We start from the raw sequence: 12150 nt of genomic DNA, 5'->3' as shown, positions 1-12150 counted from the left end.
CCGTTCGGGCGCGCGCCTCTCCACTCCTTTCGGGCGTGCCGGCAGACGCGCCCGTTATGCCCCGGAGACGTCGGGTACGCCTATGCGAACGAACGAAAGCGGTCGCGACCTGCAAGGAGATAACAGCAGCATGAAGATCGGCTACAAGTTGGCCGCCGAGGCCTTCGGCCCGGCAGAACTGGTGCGGCAGGCGGTGCTCGCGGAGCAGGCGGGCTTCGATTTCGTCGAGATCAGCGACCACTACCACCCCTGGCTCGACAATCAGGGACATTCGCCGTTCGCCTGGACGGTCCTCGGCAGCATCGCGGCCAAGACCGACCGCATCGAGCTGGCGACCGGCGTGACCTGCCCGACGGTGCGCTACCACCCGGCGATCATCGCCCAGGCGGCCGCCACCCTCGCCCTGCTCTCCGAGGGTCGCTTCGTACTCGGCCTCGGTTCGGGCGAGCGGCTCAACGAACACGTCACCGGCGTGGGCTTCCCCGACGCCGTCTCCACCCGGCACGAGATGCTCGAGGAAGCCCTGGAGATCATCCGGCTGCTGTGGAAGGGCGGCTACCGCTCCTACGAGGGCAAGCATCTGCGGCTGACGGACGCGCGGGTGTTCGACCTGCCCGAACAGCTTCCCCTGATCGCGGTGGCCGCCAGCGGCAAGGACTCGACGCGGCTCGCCGCCGAGTTGGGAGACGGCCTGTTCGCCACGGAGGACAAGCCCGAGATCGTCCGGCAGTACCGGGATGCCGGCGGTACCGGCCCGCGGTACGCGGAGGTGCCGATGGCCTGGGCCCCCGACGAGCACACCGGGGCCAAGGCGGCCCTGGAGACCTCGCGTTGGGCGCTGACCGGGTGGAAGGTCATGAGCGAGCTGCCCAACCCGGTCAACTTCGACGCCGCGACCTCGACCGTGCGCGAGGAGGACATCCTGGAGAAGTTCGCCTGCGGCACGGACCCCGCCCGGTTCGTCGAGGTGGCGCAGAAGTTCGTGGACGCGGGCTTCGACAACCTGGTCATGCAGAACGCCGGCCCCGATCCCGACGGTTTCATCGACTTCTACCAGCGCGAACTCGACGGGCGCATGCGGCAGCTCCGGCCGAGCGGCGGACAAGCCTGACCCGGTTGCGGTCCGGTCGGCCGCGCCGGCAGCCGGCATTCCGCGGGGGCTGGACGCGGCCGCCGTCGCGTCGCTCGAAGCGGCGGCGGCCGCGCCGGCGCGGGGCATGGCTCCCCTATTACCTCGCGCCGACGTCCTCACGGGCCCGGGGGCGCGGGAGTGGCTCCAGGCCAGGACATGAGGACGTCCGGACCGGGGCTTCGTTCGCTGCAGAGCGCGTCCCGGCCGCTTTTGGGGTCAGACCTCACTACACGCCCGGGGACTGGGGGCAAGGGTAAGAGTGCCCGTACGACGGGTCAGTAAGCTGGTGCAATCGCGGGAAAACGGGCCTACTCGGCTACGCCGGGATCGGTACGAGGCGGCGGCGCGGGCAGTCGTCGACGACCTCGTTCGGGGCGCGGCGCGCTCGGCGGCGCGAGACGAACACAGCCATGGACGTCGGCGAACTCCCGCAATGCCGACGCCCACGGCCGGGCCGCACCGACCGTGGAGGGGAGCCAGCGCGGGCGGTACGCCCTTGCCCCCACTGTTCTCCGGAGCCGGGGCTCGAAACGCCGCGGGCTCGCGCATTTCCCCTACGCCAGAAGGCTCCGCGACCGCCGACGGGGGCGCTGCCCGGTCAGGGACGGTCCGGCGCGCGTTCAGGGGCGGGACAGCGGAAGGAAGCCGGCCCTGGCGGAGTCGGGAGCGGCCGGCGGATCCGGCGCCCCGGGATGCAGGTGGGCGAGGAGATCCGCGAGGCCGCCGGGGGCCCGCCCGTGCAGGCGGGCCGATGTGCGCACGGGGTGCCGGTCGGTGCGGGCGATGCGATGGCCCGTCGCGAAGAGGCGGGCCGCGAGGTCGCGGTCCTCGCCGGTGGGCAGCGGGGCGAAGCCGCCTACGCGGCGGTAGGCCGCAGCGGACACGCCCAGGTTGGCGCCGTGTACGTGCGGGTGCTCCCATGCTCTCCCGCTCTTGCCGAGTCGCCGGGTGCGGAAGTACTCGGCGTCGTGCCGGGCCACCAGCAAGGGGCCGGCCGTGTCGGGGGCGAGGCGGATGGTGCCCAGGACGGCGTCGTACCCCCTCCGCGCCCAGGCGATCTGGTGAGCGAGCCATGCGGCGGGCACGGTGCTGTCGGCGTCCGTCATGGCCAGCCACACATCCGGGCCGGCAGCCGCCCGCCGCTCCAGCGCGTGATCGATGCCGGCCGCCCGCGCGGCACCGACATTGCGGCAGCGGGTCTCCACCACCCGGGCTCCCTCACGGGCGGCCAGGCTCGCTGTGGCGTCCGTGCACGCGTCCGCCGCCACCACGATCAGCACGGGCAGCGGCGCCACGTGCGCGGCGGCCACCCGCAGACTGCGCAGGCAGGCGGAGATGCGGCGTTCCTCGTCGTGCGCGGGGACGACGACGGCCAGGGCCGAGGGCGTCATACGAGACCTTCCGCGCGGGCCGGCGAGAGCACCGGGCCCGGATCCGGGCGGCGTTCGTGGACGGTGAGGGTGAAGTCGGGATCGTCGTAGCGGGCCAGGCCGCTCAGTCCGTCCAGGGCGTCGAGCTGGGCGGCGATGTCGCGGCCCGTGCAGGTGTGCTCCGCCACGGGGTGGTTCCAGTGCACGGCGACCAGATGGCCGCCCCCGTCCAGACTCTCCATGCTCTGGTGCAGCAGCGCCGCGCGGGTACCGGTGTCGAAGTAGTAGAGCAGTTCCGACAACACCACGAGATCGAAGGACTCTTGGGGCCACTGCCCGGGGACCGTCATCTGCCGCACGGTGACGTGCTCAAGGCCGGCGCTGCGCCGTGCGGTGGTTTCCACGGCCGCTGTGATGCGGTCGGTGGAAAGCAGACGGTCACAGCGCGCGGCCAGCTGCTCGGTCAGCACGCCGACCGAGCAGCCGGGTTCGAAGGCCCGGGCGTAGCGGGCGCGGGGCAGGGCCGCGACGGTCAGGGTGTACTTACGCCGGTCGTACCACCGCTCGCCCAGGTGCCAGGGGTCGGTGGCCCGGGCGTACTGGCTGTCGAAGTAGGCCGCCGGGGTGTTCAATGCAGCACCGTCTCGAAGGTGCGGGTGTGGTGGGCGATCTCCTGCGGCGGCAGCACCGGAGGCATGCCGCGGCCGCGCGGCTCCAGTTGGCTGGTGAACCGTGCCAGGGCGGCTTCCTTGCGGTCGAGCGCCGCTTGCGCGAGAGGGAGTACGGAGGCCCGGTGCCACGGCACCCGCGGGTCGTGCGGGCGGGCCCAGTGCCACATCCACACCGGGTAGGACCACACCGGCGTCGCCGTGTCCCGGCCTGCGCCTCGCGCGGCGCGGCCCGCGGCCTCGTGGTCGCTGTGCAGGTCGTTCTCCCACGGGGCTACGCACAGGGCGGCCCCGGTGGCGTCCAGGAGTTCGCCGATCACGGCGCGGGCCTCGTCCTCGTGCTCATCGAGCGCGGAGTCGGGCAGAGCGGCGTGCACGGGGGCGGGCAGGGCTCCGAGTTCGCCCAGCGCCGCGGTCAGTTCGCCGCGCCGCCTGGCGGCCAGCCGGGCCAGGGCGGAGGGCGTCGCCGGGCCGTGGGAGGCTTCCCCGTCGGTCAGGCACACGGTGTGCACCGACCCTCCGGCAGCGAGCAGGGTGGCGATGGCACCGCCGAACCCCAGGACCTCGTCGTCGGGATGGGCGGCCACCACGACCACGGCGCCCGCGGGAAGTACCAGGCGGGGCAGGTGGTCCGCCAGCCGTGCCGCTCGCCACATGGCCTCGTCGGTGCCCGGCGCGTCGATCGCCGCGGCGGCGGCCTGTCTGTCAGGGGTACGGGTCCGTGGCGTGCTCATGGTGCCGCCTGTGTACGGGGGGCTGTCATCTGCGTGCGGGCGGCTGTCGCCTGGCGGCCGAGGTCGGCCTGGGCCGCCTCGGCATGGTGCTGGCGCACATAGACCGTCAGATCCGCCACCGCGCGGGCGTGCCGTTCGTCCTGGCACAACGGCCCGGCGCCGGTGGCCCGCCCGACGTGGTCCATCACCTCGGCGCACACCTTCTCGACCAGGCAGCGCACGCGCAGGGTGCGTACCCGCGCCTGCTCGCGTTCGTCGAGGGGGTCGGCGTCGATGTCCTCGCCCGCTTCGCGCACGACCGTGTCGGCCGTGTGCAGCAGCATGTCGACCGCTCCGAGGTGGGCGGCGGCGTGTTCGTTCAAGCGTCCCGCCTCGGCTCGCTGGTACAGCGGCGCGGCGACGGCGTGGGCGCCGCCGAGCCAGCAGGCCGCCACGCCGATCCCGCCGTGCTGGAAGCCCGGCCGGTTCAGATAGCCCTCCACCCCTCCGACGGCCCGGGCGGGTACGTCCGTGAAGGACATGTCCAGGCTGTCGCTGCCGGCCATGCCGATCGCGGGCCACGTCCCCTCCACCGGCCGTACGCCCGGGTGCTCCAGCGGGACGGCGAACAGTCGGTACCCGTCCTCCGCGTCCGCGGTCACCAGGGCGTGGGTGCAGCTGCGGGCACCGGAACAGTAGGGCTTGACGCCGCTGATCATCCACTCCTCGCCGGCGGCTGTGGCGTGCACGCCGGGGCCCGGCGGGCGGGCGGCCCACACGCCCCACCGCTCCCCCGCGGCGGGCGGGGGCTCGTTCAGTTCGTGCAGGATCGCCGCGGCGTCGAGATGTCCCTCGGCGAGCCGGGCCAGGGACAGGTCCTGCCGCCCCAGAGCGGTCAGGACGGCAAACCGACGCGCCGTCATCCGGCCCGGCAGCGGTACGCCCGGCGCCTGCCGCTCGACGAACTCGGCGAACAGGTGCGCCGTACGCCGCTGCGGTGTGCGGAGGTGATCGGGCACGTCGGGCACGTCGGGGGACGGCTCGGGGGACGTCAGGATCACGCGGGACCTCCTGCGTACATCGTCGAGCGCGCCGGCAGACGCATGACTATCCGTAGGTCGTTCCTTGCTCCTCCGGAGCCGCCCGAGCTGCCCGGCCGCCCTCTTGGACTGAGGCGTCGCCTTTCACCGGCCCCGCTGCACACGTGCCCGCGGGCGCCCGCCCCGGCCCCTCGGCGCAGCCGCCGGCCTACGACCGAGGACCGCATCGAGCGGAAAGCCGCCGGCACTCCGTAGAGCCCAGCATCGGGCAGCCCGCGGGCCGCCGCCACTTCGCGAAGCTCCCTGTGCGCCGCCGGGGTCCACGGCTTCCTCACCGCTGCATGTCCTCGGCTGTCCTGCCCTCGGCTGTCATGCCGTCGCCCGACTCGGCCGCGGTGAAGAGGTGGCGTGTGCCGGTCAGCTCGAGCAGCCTTTCCACGGCGGGGCTGCCGGCGCGCAGGACGAGCTGCTGGGCCGCCCGGTGGGCGCGATGACGCGCATGCAGCAGGACGTTGAGGACGGAGCAGTCGCAGAAGTCCACACCCCCGAGGTCCAGTTCAATCCCGGCGGAAGCGTGCTCCAGCGCGTGGTGCAGCGTCTGCTGCAACAGCGGAGCGCTGTCCAGGTCGAGTTCACCGGACACGGTCACCACGAGCCGCTCGCCGTCCGCATCGATGCGCAAGCCCACGGAGGCCGGTGTCCGCGTCTGCGCGAAGGTATGGCCGCATCCGGGGCAGGTCCATGCGGTGGGGGGAAGAGTGGCGTGAGGGGGCATGTGCGGCTCCCGGCATGTCGTCTTCTGGACCACGCACACTATTACCCGGTTCACTCTTCACGTCAAGTAATACACGAAAAGCTATTCGTCTTTTGAGATGCGTGAACGGTGCCCCCTATCGTGGGGACATGGATCGAGCGCCGGAACCACATTCAGGCTGGACGTTTCTGACCAACCACTCCCGCGTGCTGGCTTCCATCGCCGCGGATCGCACCACCCGCGTCCGCGACATCGCCGCCCGCTGCCGGCTCACCGAGCGAGCCGTACAGAAGATCATCGCCGACTTGGAGGCGGGCGGGTATCTCACCCACGTCAGGGAAGGCCGTTCAAACACCTACCGCATCGCCGCACACACGCTGCTGCGCCATCCCGCGGACGCCCCCGCCAGCGTCGCCGACCTGCTGGCGCTCCTGGCCCAGCACGACTCCGCGCGCCCGGCCGCGTCCGCGGCCCTGGCAGACCAAGAGCACTGACCCGGCACAGAGAGCACTGACCCGGCACCCCTGCAGACCGGCGGCCCCCGGGCCGACGGGTCCACAGGTCGACGGGTCCACAGGTCGACGGATCGACGGGCGGGGAAGCGTTCGACAACCTCCCCAGGTGGCACACGCTTCCCCGCCCACCGCGTCCCAGTACCCCGCGCCCCGATGTCCATGCGGCGTGCTCACCCCGGCTTGATCCCGCCGCCGGCGACTCCGCGCCGGTGCCGCCCGGCGGCCACCGCGCCCAGGGCCGTACCGACGGCCAAGACGATGAGTCCTCGCACCCACACCTCGGCCTCGACCTGCGTGGCAAGCACCACGCAGGAGACCGCGCCGAGGACCGGAAGCGCCGTCCAGGCCCGGAAGTGCGCATGCGTCGCCCGGTCGCGGCGCAGGACGAGGACGGCGGTGTTGACGAGGAAGAACACCACGAGGAGCAGCAGGACGAGCGTGGAGGCAAGGGTTTCCACGTCACCGGTGAGCGCCAGCAGGAACGACAGGACGGTCGTGGCCGCGATGGACGCCCACGGGGTGCCGCGTCCTGGCAGCACCCGGGTCAGAACGCGCGGCAGGAGCCCGTCCCGCGCCATGCCGTAGGCCAGGCGGGAACTCATGATGCCGGTGAGCAGCGCGCCGTTGGCGACGGCGACGAGCGCGATGGCGCTGAACAGCTCCGGCGGCATCCCGCCTGCCTCCTTCACCACTTCGAGCAGCGGGCCGCTGGAGTGGGCCAGCGTGCCGGTGGGGACAGCGGCCGAGGCGACGATGCCGACGAGGGCGTAGACCAGCCCCGCCGTCACCAGGGCGCCGAACAGGGCGCGGGGGTAGGAGCGGCGCGGGTCGCGGGTCTCTTCGGCGACGTTGACCGAGGTCTCGAATCCGACGAAGGAGTAGTACGCGAGCACCGTCCCGGCCAGCACTCCTGCCGCGGCCCCCGAGTCGGCGGTCCCGAACTGGACCAGCCTGGCCGCGTCGCCGTCGCCGCGCAGGAACAGCATGATGCCCAGGCCGACGACGAGCAGCAGCCCGCCCACCTCGATGACCGTCGCGGCCACGTTGGCGCGGGTGGACTCGCTGATGCCGCGCGCGTTGAGAAGCGCCAGGGCGCACAGGAAGACGGCCGCCACCAGTACGACGGGCAGAGTGACGAAGGCGGTCAAGTACTCGCCGGCAAAGCCCCTGGCCAGTGCGGCCACGGAGACGATGCCCGCCGCCAGCATGCAGAACCCGGCAAGGAAGCCGGCGAACGGCCCGTAGGCCAGAGTCGCGTAGTGGGACGCTCCGCCGGCCCGCGGGTACTTCGTCGCGAGCTCGGCGTACGAGGCCGCCGTCAGCAGCGAGAGCACCAGGGCCAGGACCAGGGGGAGCCACACGGCGCCGCCCGATTTCGCGGCCACCTGGCCGACGAGGACATACACGCCCGCCCCCAGCACGTCTCCCAGGATGAAGAAGTAGAGCAGCGGGGTCGTCAGTGTCTTCTTGAGTCCGGGGCTCTGATCCCGCACCGCGGACGGTGCCGGCGCGGAGCGGGCCATCACCACGGCTCCCGGAGGTTCACGACCGCTGCGAGAGTCGCGTGCCGTGCGGTGCCGTGACTCTTGCGGCAGGCGCGGGACGGACGGTCGGGGACGCTCGGTACGTGGGACCACCAGCTCTTCTGTCGTCGCATGGACATCTGGTAACCCCTGTCCGCACAACCACACACGCCGGCAGCGGCCCCCCTGGCCGCGTCGACCCGGACGGCTCCCCGCGCGGGCCGTGCGAAGACATGTCCATGCGCTCACCCTGCGCCGGGCAGCCGCCGCCGACCACTCGGCTTGATCGCGATTCCTCCGACCGGGCGGGCATTTTCTGCGCGAACCGGGTACACGAGCGGCATGCAGACTCACAGCTATACCGTTCTGGCCGTCGAGGGCGGCGGCTCACTGGTCTTCGTCGTGGTGGGCCTGGTCGTGGTGATCGGCCTGCTCGCCATGTTCGTCAGCGGGCGGCGCCGCGCGGCCCGGCGCAGGCCGAGCACCCCCGCCCCGCCCGCCACCCCCGCCAGCGGCGAGGCCCAGCGCGGCACCACCTGGCAGACCCCCGACGACGACCCCGCCCAGGGCCGCCCCCACCGCTGACCGGCCTCTGCCCTCGCCGGGGTGTCCGCACCGGCGGGGGCGAGCGCCAACTCGGCCGGTACGACCGTCACATGAAGGCCGCGTCGCGGGCGCCGGGCCCCCTGCGTCAGGCGGGAATTTCTGATGCGAGACTGGCGGATATGGATATCCGTGTCAGGAACAACGTCACCGTCACCGGCCGCGCGGACGGGCCGGTGCTCCTGCTGGCGCACGGCTTCGGCTGCGACCAGAACATGTGGCGCCTGATCGTCCCCGCCCTCGCCGAGAACCACCGGGTCGTGCTCTTCGACTACGTGGGTTCAGGCAGGGCGGATCCTGCGGCCTGGAATGAGCGGCGCTACAGCTCTCTGGAGGGTTACGCGCTCGACGTGCTGGAGGTGTGCGAGGAGCTGGACCTGCGGGACGTGACCTTCGTGGGGCATTCGGTCAGCGCGATGGTGGGGGTGCTCGCCGCCGCGAAGGCGTCGCAGCGTATCTCCCGTCTGGTGATGGTCGCTCCCTCGCCCCGCTACATCGACGACGAGGGCTACCGGGGCGGTTTCAGTACCGAGGACATCGAGGAGCTGTTGGAGTCGCTGGAATCGAACTATCTGGGCTGGTCGGCGGCGATGGCCCCGGTCATCATGGGCAACCCGGACCGTCCGGAGCTGGGCCAGGAGCTGACCAACGCGTTTTGCGCGACCGATCCGGACATGGCGCGGGTGTTCGCCCGTACCACGTTCCTGTCCGACAGCCGGGACGACCTCAAGACGGTCGCGGTGCCGACGCTGATCCTGGAGTGCAGCCAGGATGTGATCGCCCCCCGCGAGGTCGGTGCCTACGTCCACTCCGCGATTCCCGGCAGCCGGCTGGTGACGCTGACCGCGACGGGCCACTGCCCGCAGCTCAGCGCGCCGCAGGCCACCGCCGGGGCGATCACCGAATACCTGGGAACGGCAGCATGATGGGCTGCACCGACCAGACGTCCGAGCCGGGCGGGGAGCGCGACGCGCATGCCGCCGACGCGGTGTTCACCTCGCTTCTGGAGGACAGCGCCGAGGAGCTGTACGAACAAGCCCCGTGCGGGTATCTGTCGACGCTGATGGACGGCACCATCGCGAAGATCAACGCCACTCTGCTGGACTGGCTCGGTCTGGAGGGGTCGCAGGTGGTGGGCCGGATGCGGTTCACCGATCTGCTCACCGTGGGCGGCAAGCTCTACCACGAGACGCATTTCGCGCCCCTGCTGCAGATGCAGGGTGAGGTCAGCGGCATCGCCCTGGACCTCAAGGCCGCCGACGGCGCGCGACTGCCGGTCCTTGTCACCTCGAAGGTGAAGACGAGCCAGCAGGGCGAGCCGCTGCTGATCCGCACCACGGTCTTCGACGCGCGGGACCGCCGCGCCTACGAGGCCGAACTGCTGCGCGGCCGTACGGCGGCCGAGGAGGCACGCCGGCAGGCCGAGGAAGCGCGCCGGCAGGCCGAGGCCGACCGCGCCCGGCTCCAGGAGGCCCTCGCCGTCCTCCAGCAGAGCCTGCTGCCCTCCGCGCTGCCGGAGATCCCGGGTCTGGAGGCCGGTTCCTACTACCACACGGCCTCGCCGGATCTGCTGGGCGGAGACTTCTACGATCTGTTCGCCCTGGACGGCAAACGGTGGGCGTTCTTCCTCGGCGACGTGTGCGGCAAGGGCCCGCAGGCCGCCGCCGCGACGTCGCTGACCCGCTACACCCTGCGCGCCGCCGCGCTGCACGACCCCGATCCGGTCAGCGTGCTGTCTACTTTGAACATGGTGCTGCACGAGCGGTACTCCAGCGGCGACAGCCGTTACTGCACCGCCGTCTTCGGCGTCCTGGAGCACGGCGAGGACCACGTCAGCGTGCAGCTGGCCTCCGGCGGCCATCCGGCGGCCCTGGTCCAGCGCGCGGACGGCAGCGCGGAGTTCCTGCCCACGCCGGGCGGGATGCTCATCGGCGTCCTGCCGCGGGCCGAGTTCACCGCTACCCGCACCGAGTTGCGGCCCGGCGACACCCTGCTCCTGTACACCGACGGCCTGACCGAGGCGCGTACCGGACCCGAGCGCGAGCTGTACGGCGAGGAAGCCCTGCACGCCTTCACCGCCGCCCAGCCGGCCGCGGGCCCGCAAGCCCTGGTCACGGCCCTGACCGGGCTCCTCGCCGGCTTCGGCGACGGACTTGACGACGACACCGCACTGCTCGCACTCGGCATGCCGCCGGTCTCCGCCCCCGCCCCCGACAGTGAAACCTGAGATGACCCCGCTGACGATCACCTCCCGCGACGCCGCCACCGGTCCCGTACTGGAGATCACCGGTGACCTCGACTACACGTCCGCACCCGAACTGCGCCAACTCCTCGACCAGCTCACCCTGATGGCGGGGCAGCAGCTGGTCCTGGACCTGACCGGCCTGGCATTCTGCGATTCCAGCGGCATCAGCGCCCTGCTGGCGGCCCGCAGCCGGGCCATGGAACAAGACGCCACCGTCGCCCTGGCCGCGGTCCCCGCCAACACCGCCCGCATCCTGCGCATCGTCGGCCTCGACCGGGTCTTCGCCCTCTACCCCGACGCCGCCGCGGCCGTTGCCCGTGCCTCTGTCACGGACCTGACCGCCTGACCGGCCGGACGACCTGCCGAGCCGGGTGCCGCTCACGCGCAAGGGCGGTGCGACCTGTGGTCGGCACCGCCCTTGGCACTGGATCCGCCCAGGAGTCAGTGGTGTCCGTGGGCGCTGGCGGAAGCTCCGCCGAAGAGCCTGGCAACGGCACGGAACGGAAGCGTGACGACCGTGGCGATGGCTCCACCGATGGCTCGCAGCACATCTGCAATGGCCTTCAGCATGTCGGGACCTCCAAGCGGGATCTAGCTCTCTCGCATCACCAGCTGTGCACTCCTGCACGAGCTGTTGCCTACCGGGTGCCCCTGGACCGACGGCAAAAACATCGTGATCTGCGCGAGGGGGTCGCGGGGCGTCGGCCGGCCGGAGGGCCTCTCAGCGCAGCGCCTGCGCTCCGATGACGGACGGCAACCGCAGCTTTTCGTGGCTCTCGCTGCCGGGGACGGCGGTATAGACGAGCAGGAGATGCGGCTGGTGCGGATCGAGCGGTGTCTGGCAGGTCAGCTCCAGTGCGCCTACCCGGCCCGCGGCTGGGTCATCACGAGCAAAGCCCGGCGCGTCTGGCAGGTATCCGAAGAACTCACGAAGGCCACCTTCCCCGACAGCTGAGAACCGACTGCTGAGAACCTCAAGGGCGGCCCGGCAGGGGTGGGGTGCGGGTTCACGCCGGGCGAAGAGGTGACGTAACGGTGCAGACCGCCGGTCCGGGCACGGGCGATCGCGCGGGAATGCAGACGTCCGCTGCGCGGCCGGGTGCGCATATGACAGGGTCGACAAATGTTTCCCCTCGACAACACTATGGAAGTCCGTCCGGAGGGACGGATCATCGTGGTCACGCTGCGCCACGAGATCGATCTCCAGGGCGCGGACGCCGTCACCGAAGCCTTCCACCGCGCCCGCACCCACAGCGGCACCGACGCCACCCTGCTCGACCTCGCCGCACTCACGTTTGCCGACAGCACCCTGCTCGGTCTGATCCTGCAGACGAAAGCCGAGCACGAGCAGGCCCGGCGCCCGCTCGTCCTGAGCGGCCCCTTCCACCCGGGCATCCAACGCCTGCTCGACCTCACCGGCGCCGCCACCGTCCTGCCCCTGGCCGACACCCGCGACGAGGGGCTGCGGCAACTGCACACGCTCCTCAGCACCGCGGCACACCACGAGGCACCCTGAGCCCCGCACCACCGCACCCCTGGCCGGAGTCCCCGCTCCGGTCGGACCTGCCCGGGTGGCGTCGGCTTCGC

The 12150-nt window shown here is 71.9% G+C and carries 15 protein-coding genes; 8 read left to right on the top strand and 7 right to left on the bottom strand.

All coding sequences use genetic code 11. The annotated features are described in order from the left end of the window. Positions 1-130 precede the first annotated feature (130 nt). Entirely contained in the window at positions 131-1111 is a 981-nt protein-coding gene (locus tag IE226_RS03920; RefSeq protein WP_190079489.1) for a TIGR03557 family F420-dependent LLM class oxidoreductase, read from the top strand. Between the two features lie 641 nt (positions 1112-1752). Here IE226_RS03920 and IE226_RS03915 read toward each other — a convergent pair. The 5 genes from IE226_RS03915 to IE226_RS03895 form a co-directional block, all read right to left on the bottom strand. Next, positions 1753-2523, bottom strand: a complete 771-nt coding sequence (locus IE226_RS03915) for a glycosyltransferase (RefSeq protein WP_190079488.1) — start codon at positions 2521-2523, stop codon at positions 1753-1755. Beyond that, positions 2520-3134, bottom strand: coding sequence for an SAM-dependent methyltransferase (locus IE226_RS03910; RefSeq protein WP_190079487.1), 615 nt, complete (start codon positions 3132-3134; stop codon positions 2520-2522). Before IE226_RS03910 ends, IE226_RS03915 begins: the two co-directional genes overlap by 4 nt. Beyond that, on the bottom strand, positions 3131-3904 hold the full coding sequence (locus IE226_RS03905; protein WP_190079486.1) for a PIG-L deacetylase family protein: 774 nt from the start codon (positions 3902-3904) through the stop codon (positions 3131-3133). The genes IE226_RS03910 and IE226_RS03905 overlap by 4 nt, the downstream gene beginning before the upstream one ends. Continuing rightward, positions 3901-4938: an acyl-CoA dehydrogenase family protein gene (locus IE226_RS03900; RefSeq protein ID WP_373306871.1), complete on the bottom strand. Its 1038-nt coding sequence runs from the start codon at positions 4936-4938 to the stop codon at positions 3901-3903. The genes IE226_RS03905 and IE226_RS03900 overlap by 4 nt, the downstream gene beginning before the upstream one ends. 316 nt (positions 4939-5254) lie before the next feature. After that, complete coding sequence (locus tag IE226_RS03895) at positions 5255-5611, bottom strand: STAS domain-containing protein (protein WP_229870397.1); 357 nt, start codon at positions 5609-5611, stop codon at positions 5255-5257. Positions 5612-5826: 215 nt separating this feature from the next. Between IE226_RS03895 and IE226_RS03890 the strand changes: the two genes are divergently transcribed. Next, complete coding sequence (locus tag IE226_RS03890; protein ID WP_190079484.1) at positions 5827-6171, top strand: MarR family transcriptional regulator; 345 nt, start codon at positions 5827-5829, stop codon at positions 6169-6171. A 191-nt stretch (positions 6172-6362) separates the two neighbouring features. Here the strand turns inward: IE226_RS03890 and IE226_RS03885 are convergent, their stop codons facing one another. Continuing rightward, entirely contained in the window at positions 6363-7715 is a 1353-nt protein-coding gene (locus IE226_RS03885; RefSeq protein WP_190079483.1) for an APC family permease, read from the bottom strand. Positions 7716-8057: 342 nt separating this feature from the next. Between IE226_RS03885 and IE226_RS03880 the strand changes: the two genes are divergently transcribed. The 4 genes from IE226_RS03880 to IE226_RS03865 all read left to right on the top strand — a co-directional run bounded on the left by IE226_RS03880 (position 8058) and on the right by IE226_RS03865 (position 10909). Continuing rightward, positions 8058-8300 carry a DUF6479 family protein gene (locus IE226_RS03880; protein WP_190079482.1) on the top strand — a complete coding sequence of 81 codons (243 nt, stop codon included), beginning with the start codon at positions 8058-8060 and terminating at the stop codon, positions 8298-8300. Positions 8301-8440: 140 nt separating this feature from the next. Continuing rightward, entirely contained in the window at positions 8441-9244 is an 804-nt protein-coding gene (locus IE226_RS03875; protein WP_190079481.1) for an alpha/beta fold hydrolase, read from the top strand. After that, the gene (locus IE226_RS03870; protein WP_373306857.1) at positions 9241-10545 is read left to right on the top strand and encodes a PP2C family protein-serine/threonine phosphatase; all 1305 of its coding nucleotides are present in this window, start codon (positions 9241-9243) and stop codon (positions 10543-10545) included. Before IE226_RS03875 ends, IE226_RS03870 begins: the two co-directional genes overlap by 4 nt. A 1-nt stretch (position 10546) precedes the next feature. Next, positions 10547-10909: an STAS domain-containing protein gene (locus tag IE226_RS03865; protein ID WP_190079480.1), complete on the top strand. Its 363-nt coding sequence runs from the start codon at positions 10547-10549 to the stop codon at positions 10907-10909. A 95-nt stretch (positions 10910-11004) separates the two neighbouring features. On the opposite strand, the gene IE226_RS44820 is transcribed toward IE226_RS03865, so the two are convergent. Next, complete coding sequence (locus tag IE226_RS44820; protein ID WP_268251272.1) at positions 11005-11133, bottom strand: LPFR motif small protein; 129 nt, start codon at positions 11131-11133, stop codon at positions 11005-11007. A gap of 199 nt (positions 11134-11332) precedes the next feature. On the opposite strand from IE226_RS44820, the gene IE226_RS45190 reads away from it, so the two are divergent. Both IE226_RS45190 and IE226_RS03855 read left to right on the top strand, forming a co-directional pair. Beyond that, the gene (locus IE226_RS45190) at positions 11333-11518 is read left to right on the top strand and encodes a hypothetical protein (protein ID WP_190079479.1); all 186 of its coding nucleotides are present in this window, start codon (positions 11333-11335) and stop codon (positions 11516-11518) included. Between the two features lie 189 nt (positions 11519-11707). After that, positions 11708-12079: an STAS domain-containing protein gene (locus IE226_RS03855; protein ID WP_190079478.1), complete on the top strand. Its 372-nt coding sequence runs from the start codon at positions 11708-11710 to the stop codon at positions 12077-12079. The last annotated feature ends 71 nt before the right edge of the window (positions 12080-12150 follow it).

The sequence above is a fragment of the Streptomyces longisporoflavus genome (assembly GCF_014649775.1).
GTDB classification, from domain to species: Bacteria; Actinomycetota; Actinomycetes; order Streptomycetales; family Streptomycetaceae; genus Streptomyces; species Streptomyces longisporoflavus.
Note: the sequence above shows the minus strand (reverse complement) of the source record. Positions and strands in the feature narration are given on the sequence as shown.

Bases quoted from the DNA above. Each gene is read 5' to 3' on its own strand.
- IE226_RS03905 (WP_190079486.1), bottom strand. From the start codon at position 3,904: ATGAGCACGCCACGGACCCGTACCCCTGACAGACAGGCCGCCGCCGCG.
- IE226_RS03915 (WP_190079488.1), bottom strand. From the start codon at position 2,523: ATGACGCCCTCGGCCCTGGCCGTCGTCGTCCCCGCGCACGACGAGGAA.
- IE226_RS03870 (WP_373306857.1), top strand. From the start codon at position 9,241: ATGATGGGCTGCACCGACCAGACGTCCGAGCCGGGCGGGGAGCGCGAC.
- IE226_RS03855 (WP_190079478.1), top strand. From the start codon at position 11,708: ATGGAAGTCCGTCCGGAGGGACGGATCATCGTGGTCACGCTGCGCCAC.
- IE226_RS03875 (WP_190079481.1), top strand. From the start codon at position 8,441: ATGGATATCCGTGTCAGGAACAACGTCACCGTCACCGGCCGCGCGGAC.
- IE226_RS03890 (WP_190079484.1), top strand. From the start codon at position 5,827: ATGGATCGAGCGCCGGAACCACATTCAGGCTGGACGTTTCTGACCAAC.
- IE226_RS03885 (WP_190079483.1), bottom strand. From the start codon at position 7,715: ATGGCCCGCTCCGCGCCGGCACCGTCCGCGGTGCGGGATCAGAGCCCC.
- IE226_RS03880 (WP_190079482.1), top strand. From the start codon at position 8,058: ATGCAGACTCACAGCTATACCGTTCTGGCCGTCGAGGGCGGCGGCTCA.
- IE226_RS03920 (WP_190079489.1), top strand. From the start codon at position 131: ATGAAGATCGGCTACAAGTTGGCCGCCGAGGCCTTCGGCCCGGCAGAA.
- IE226_RS03865 (WP_190079480.1), top strand. From the start codon at position 10,547: ATGACCCCGCTGACGATCACCTCCCGCGACGCCGCCACCGGTCCCGTA.
- IE226_RS44820 (WP_268251272.1), bottom strand. From the start codon at position 11,133: ATGCTGAAGGCCATTGCAGATGTGCTGCGAGCCATCGGTGGAGCCATC.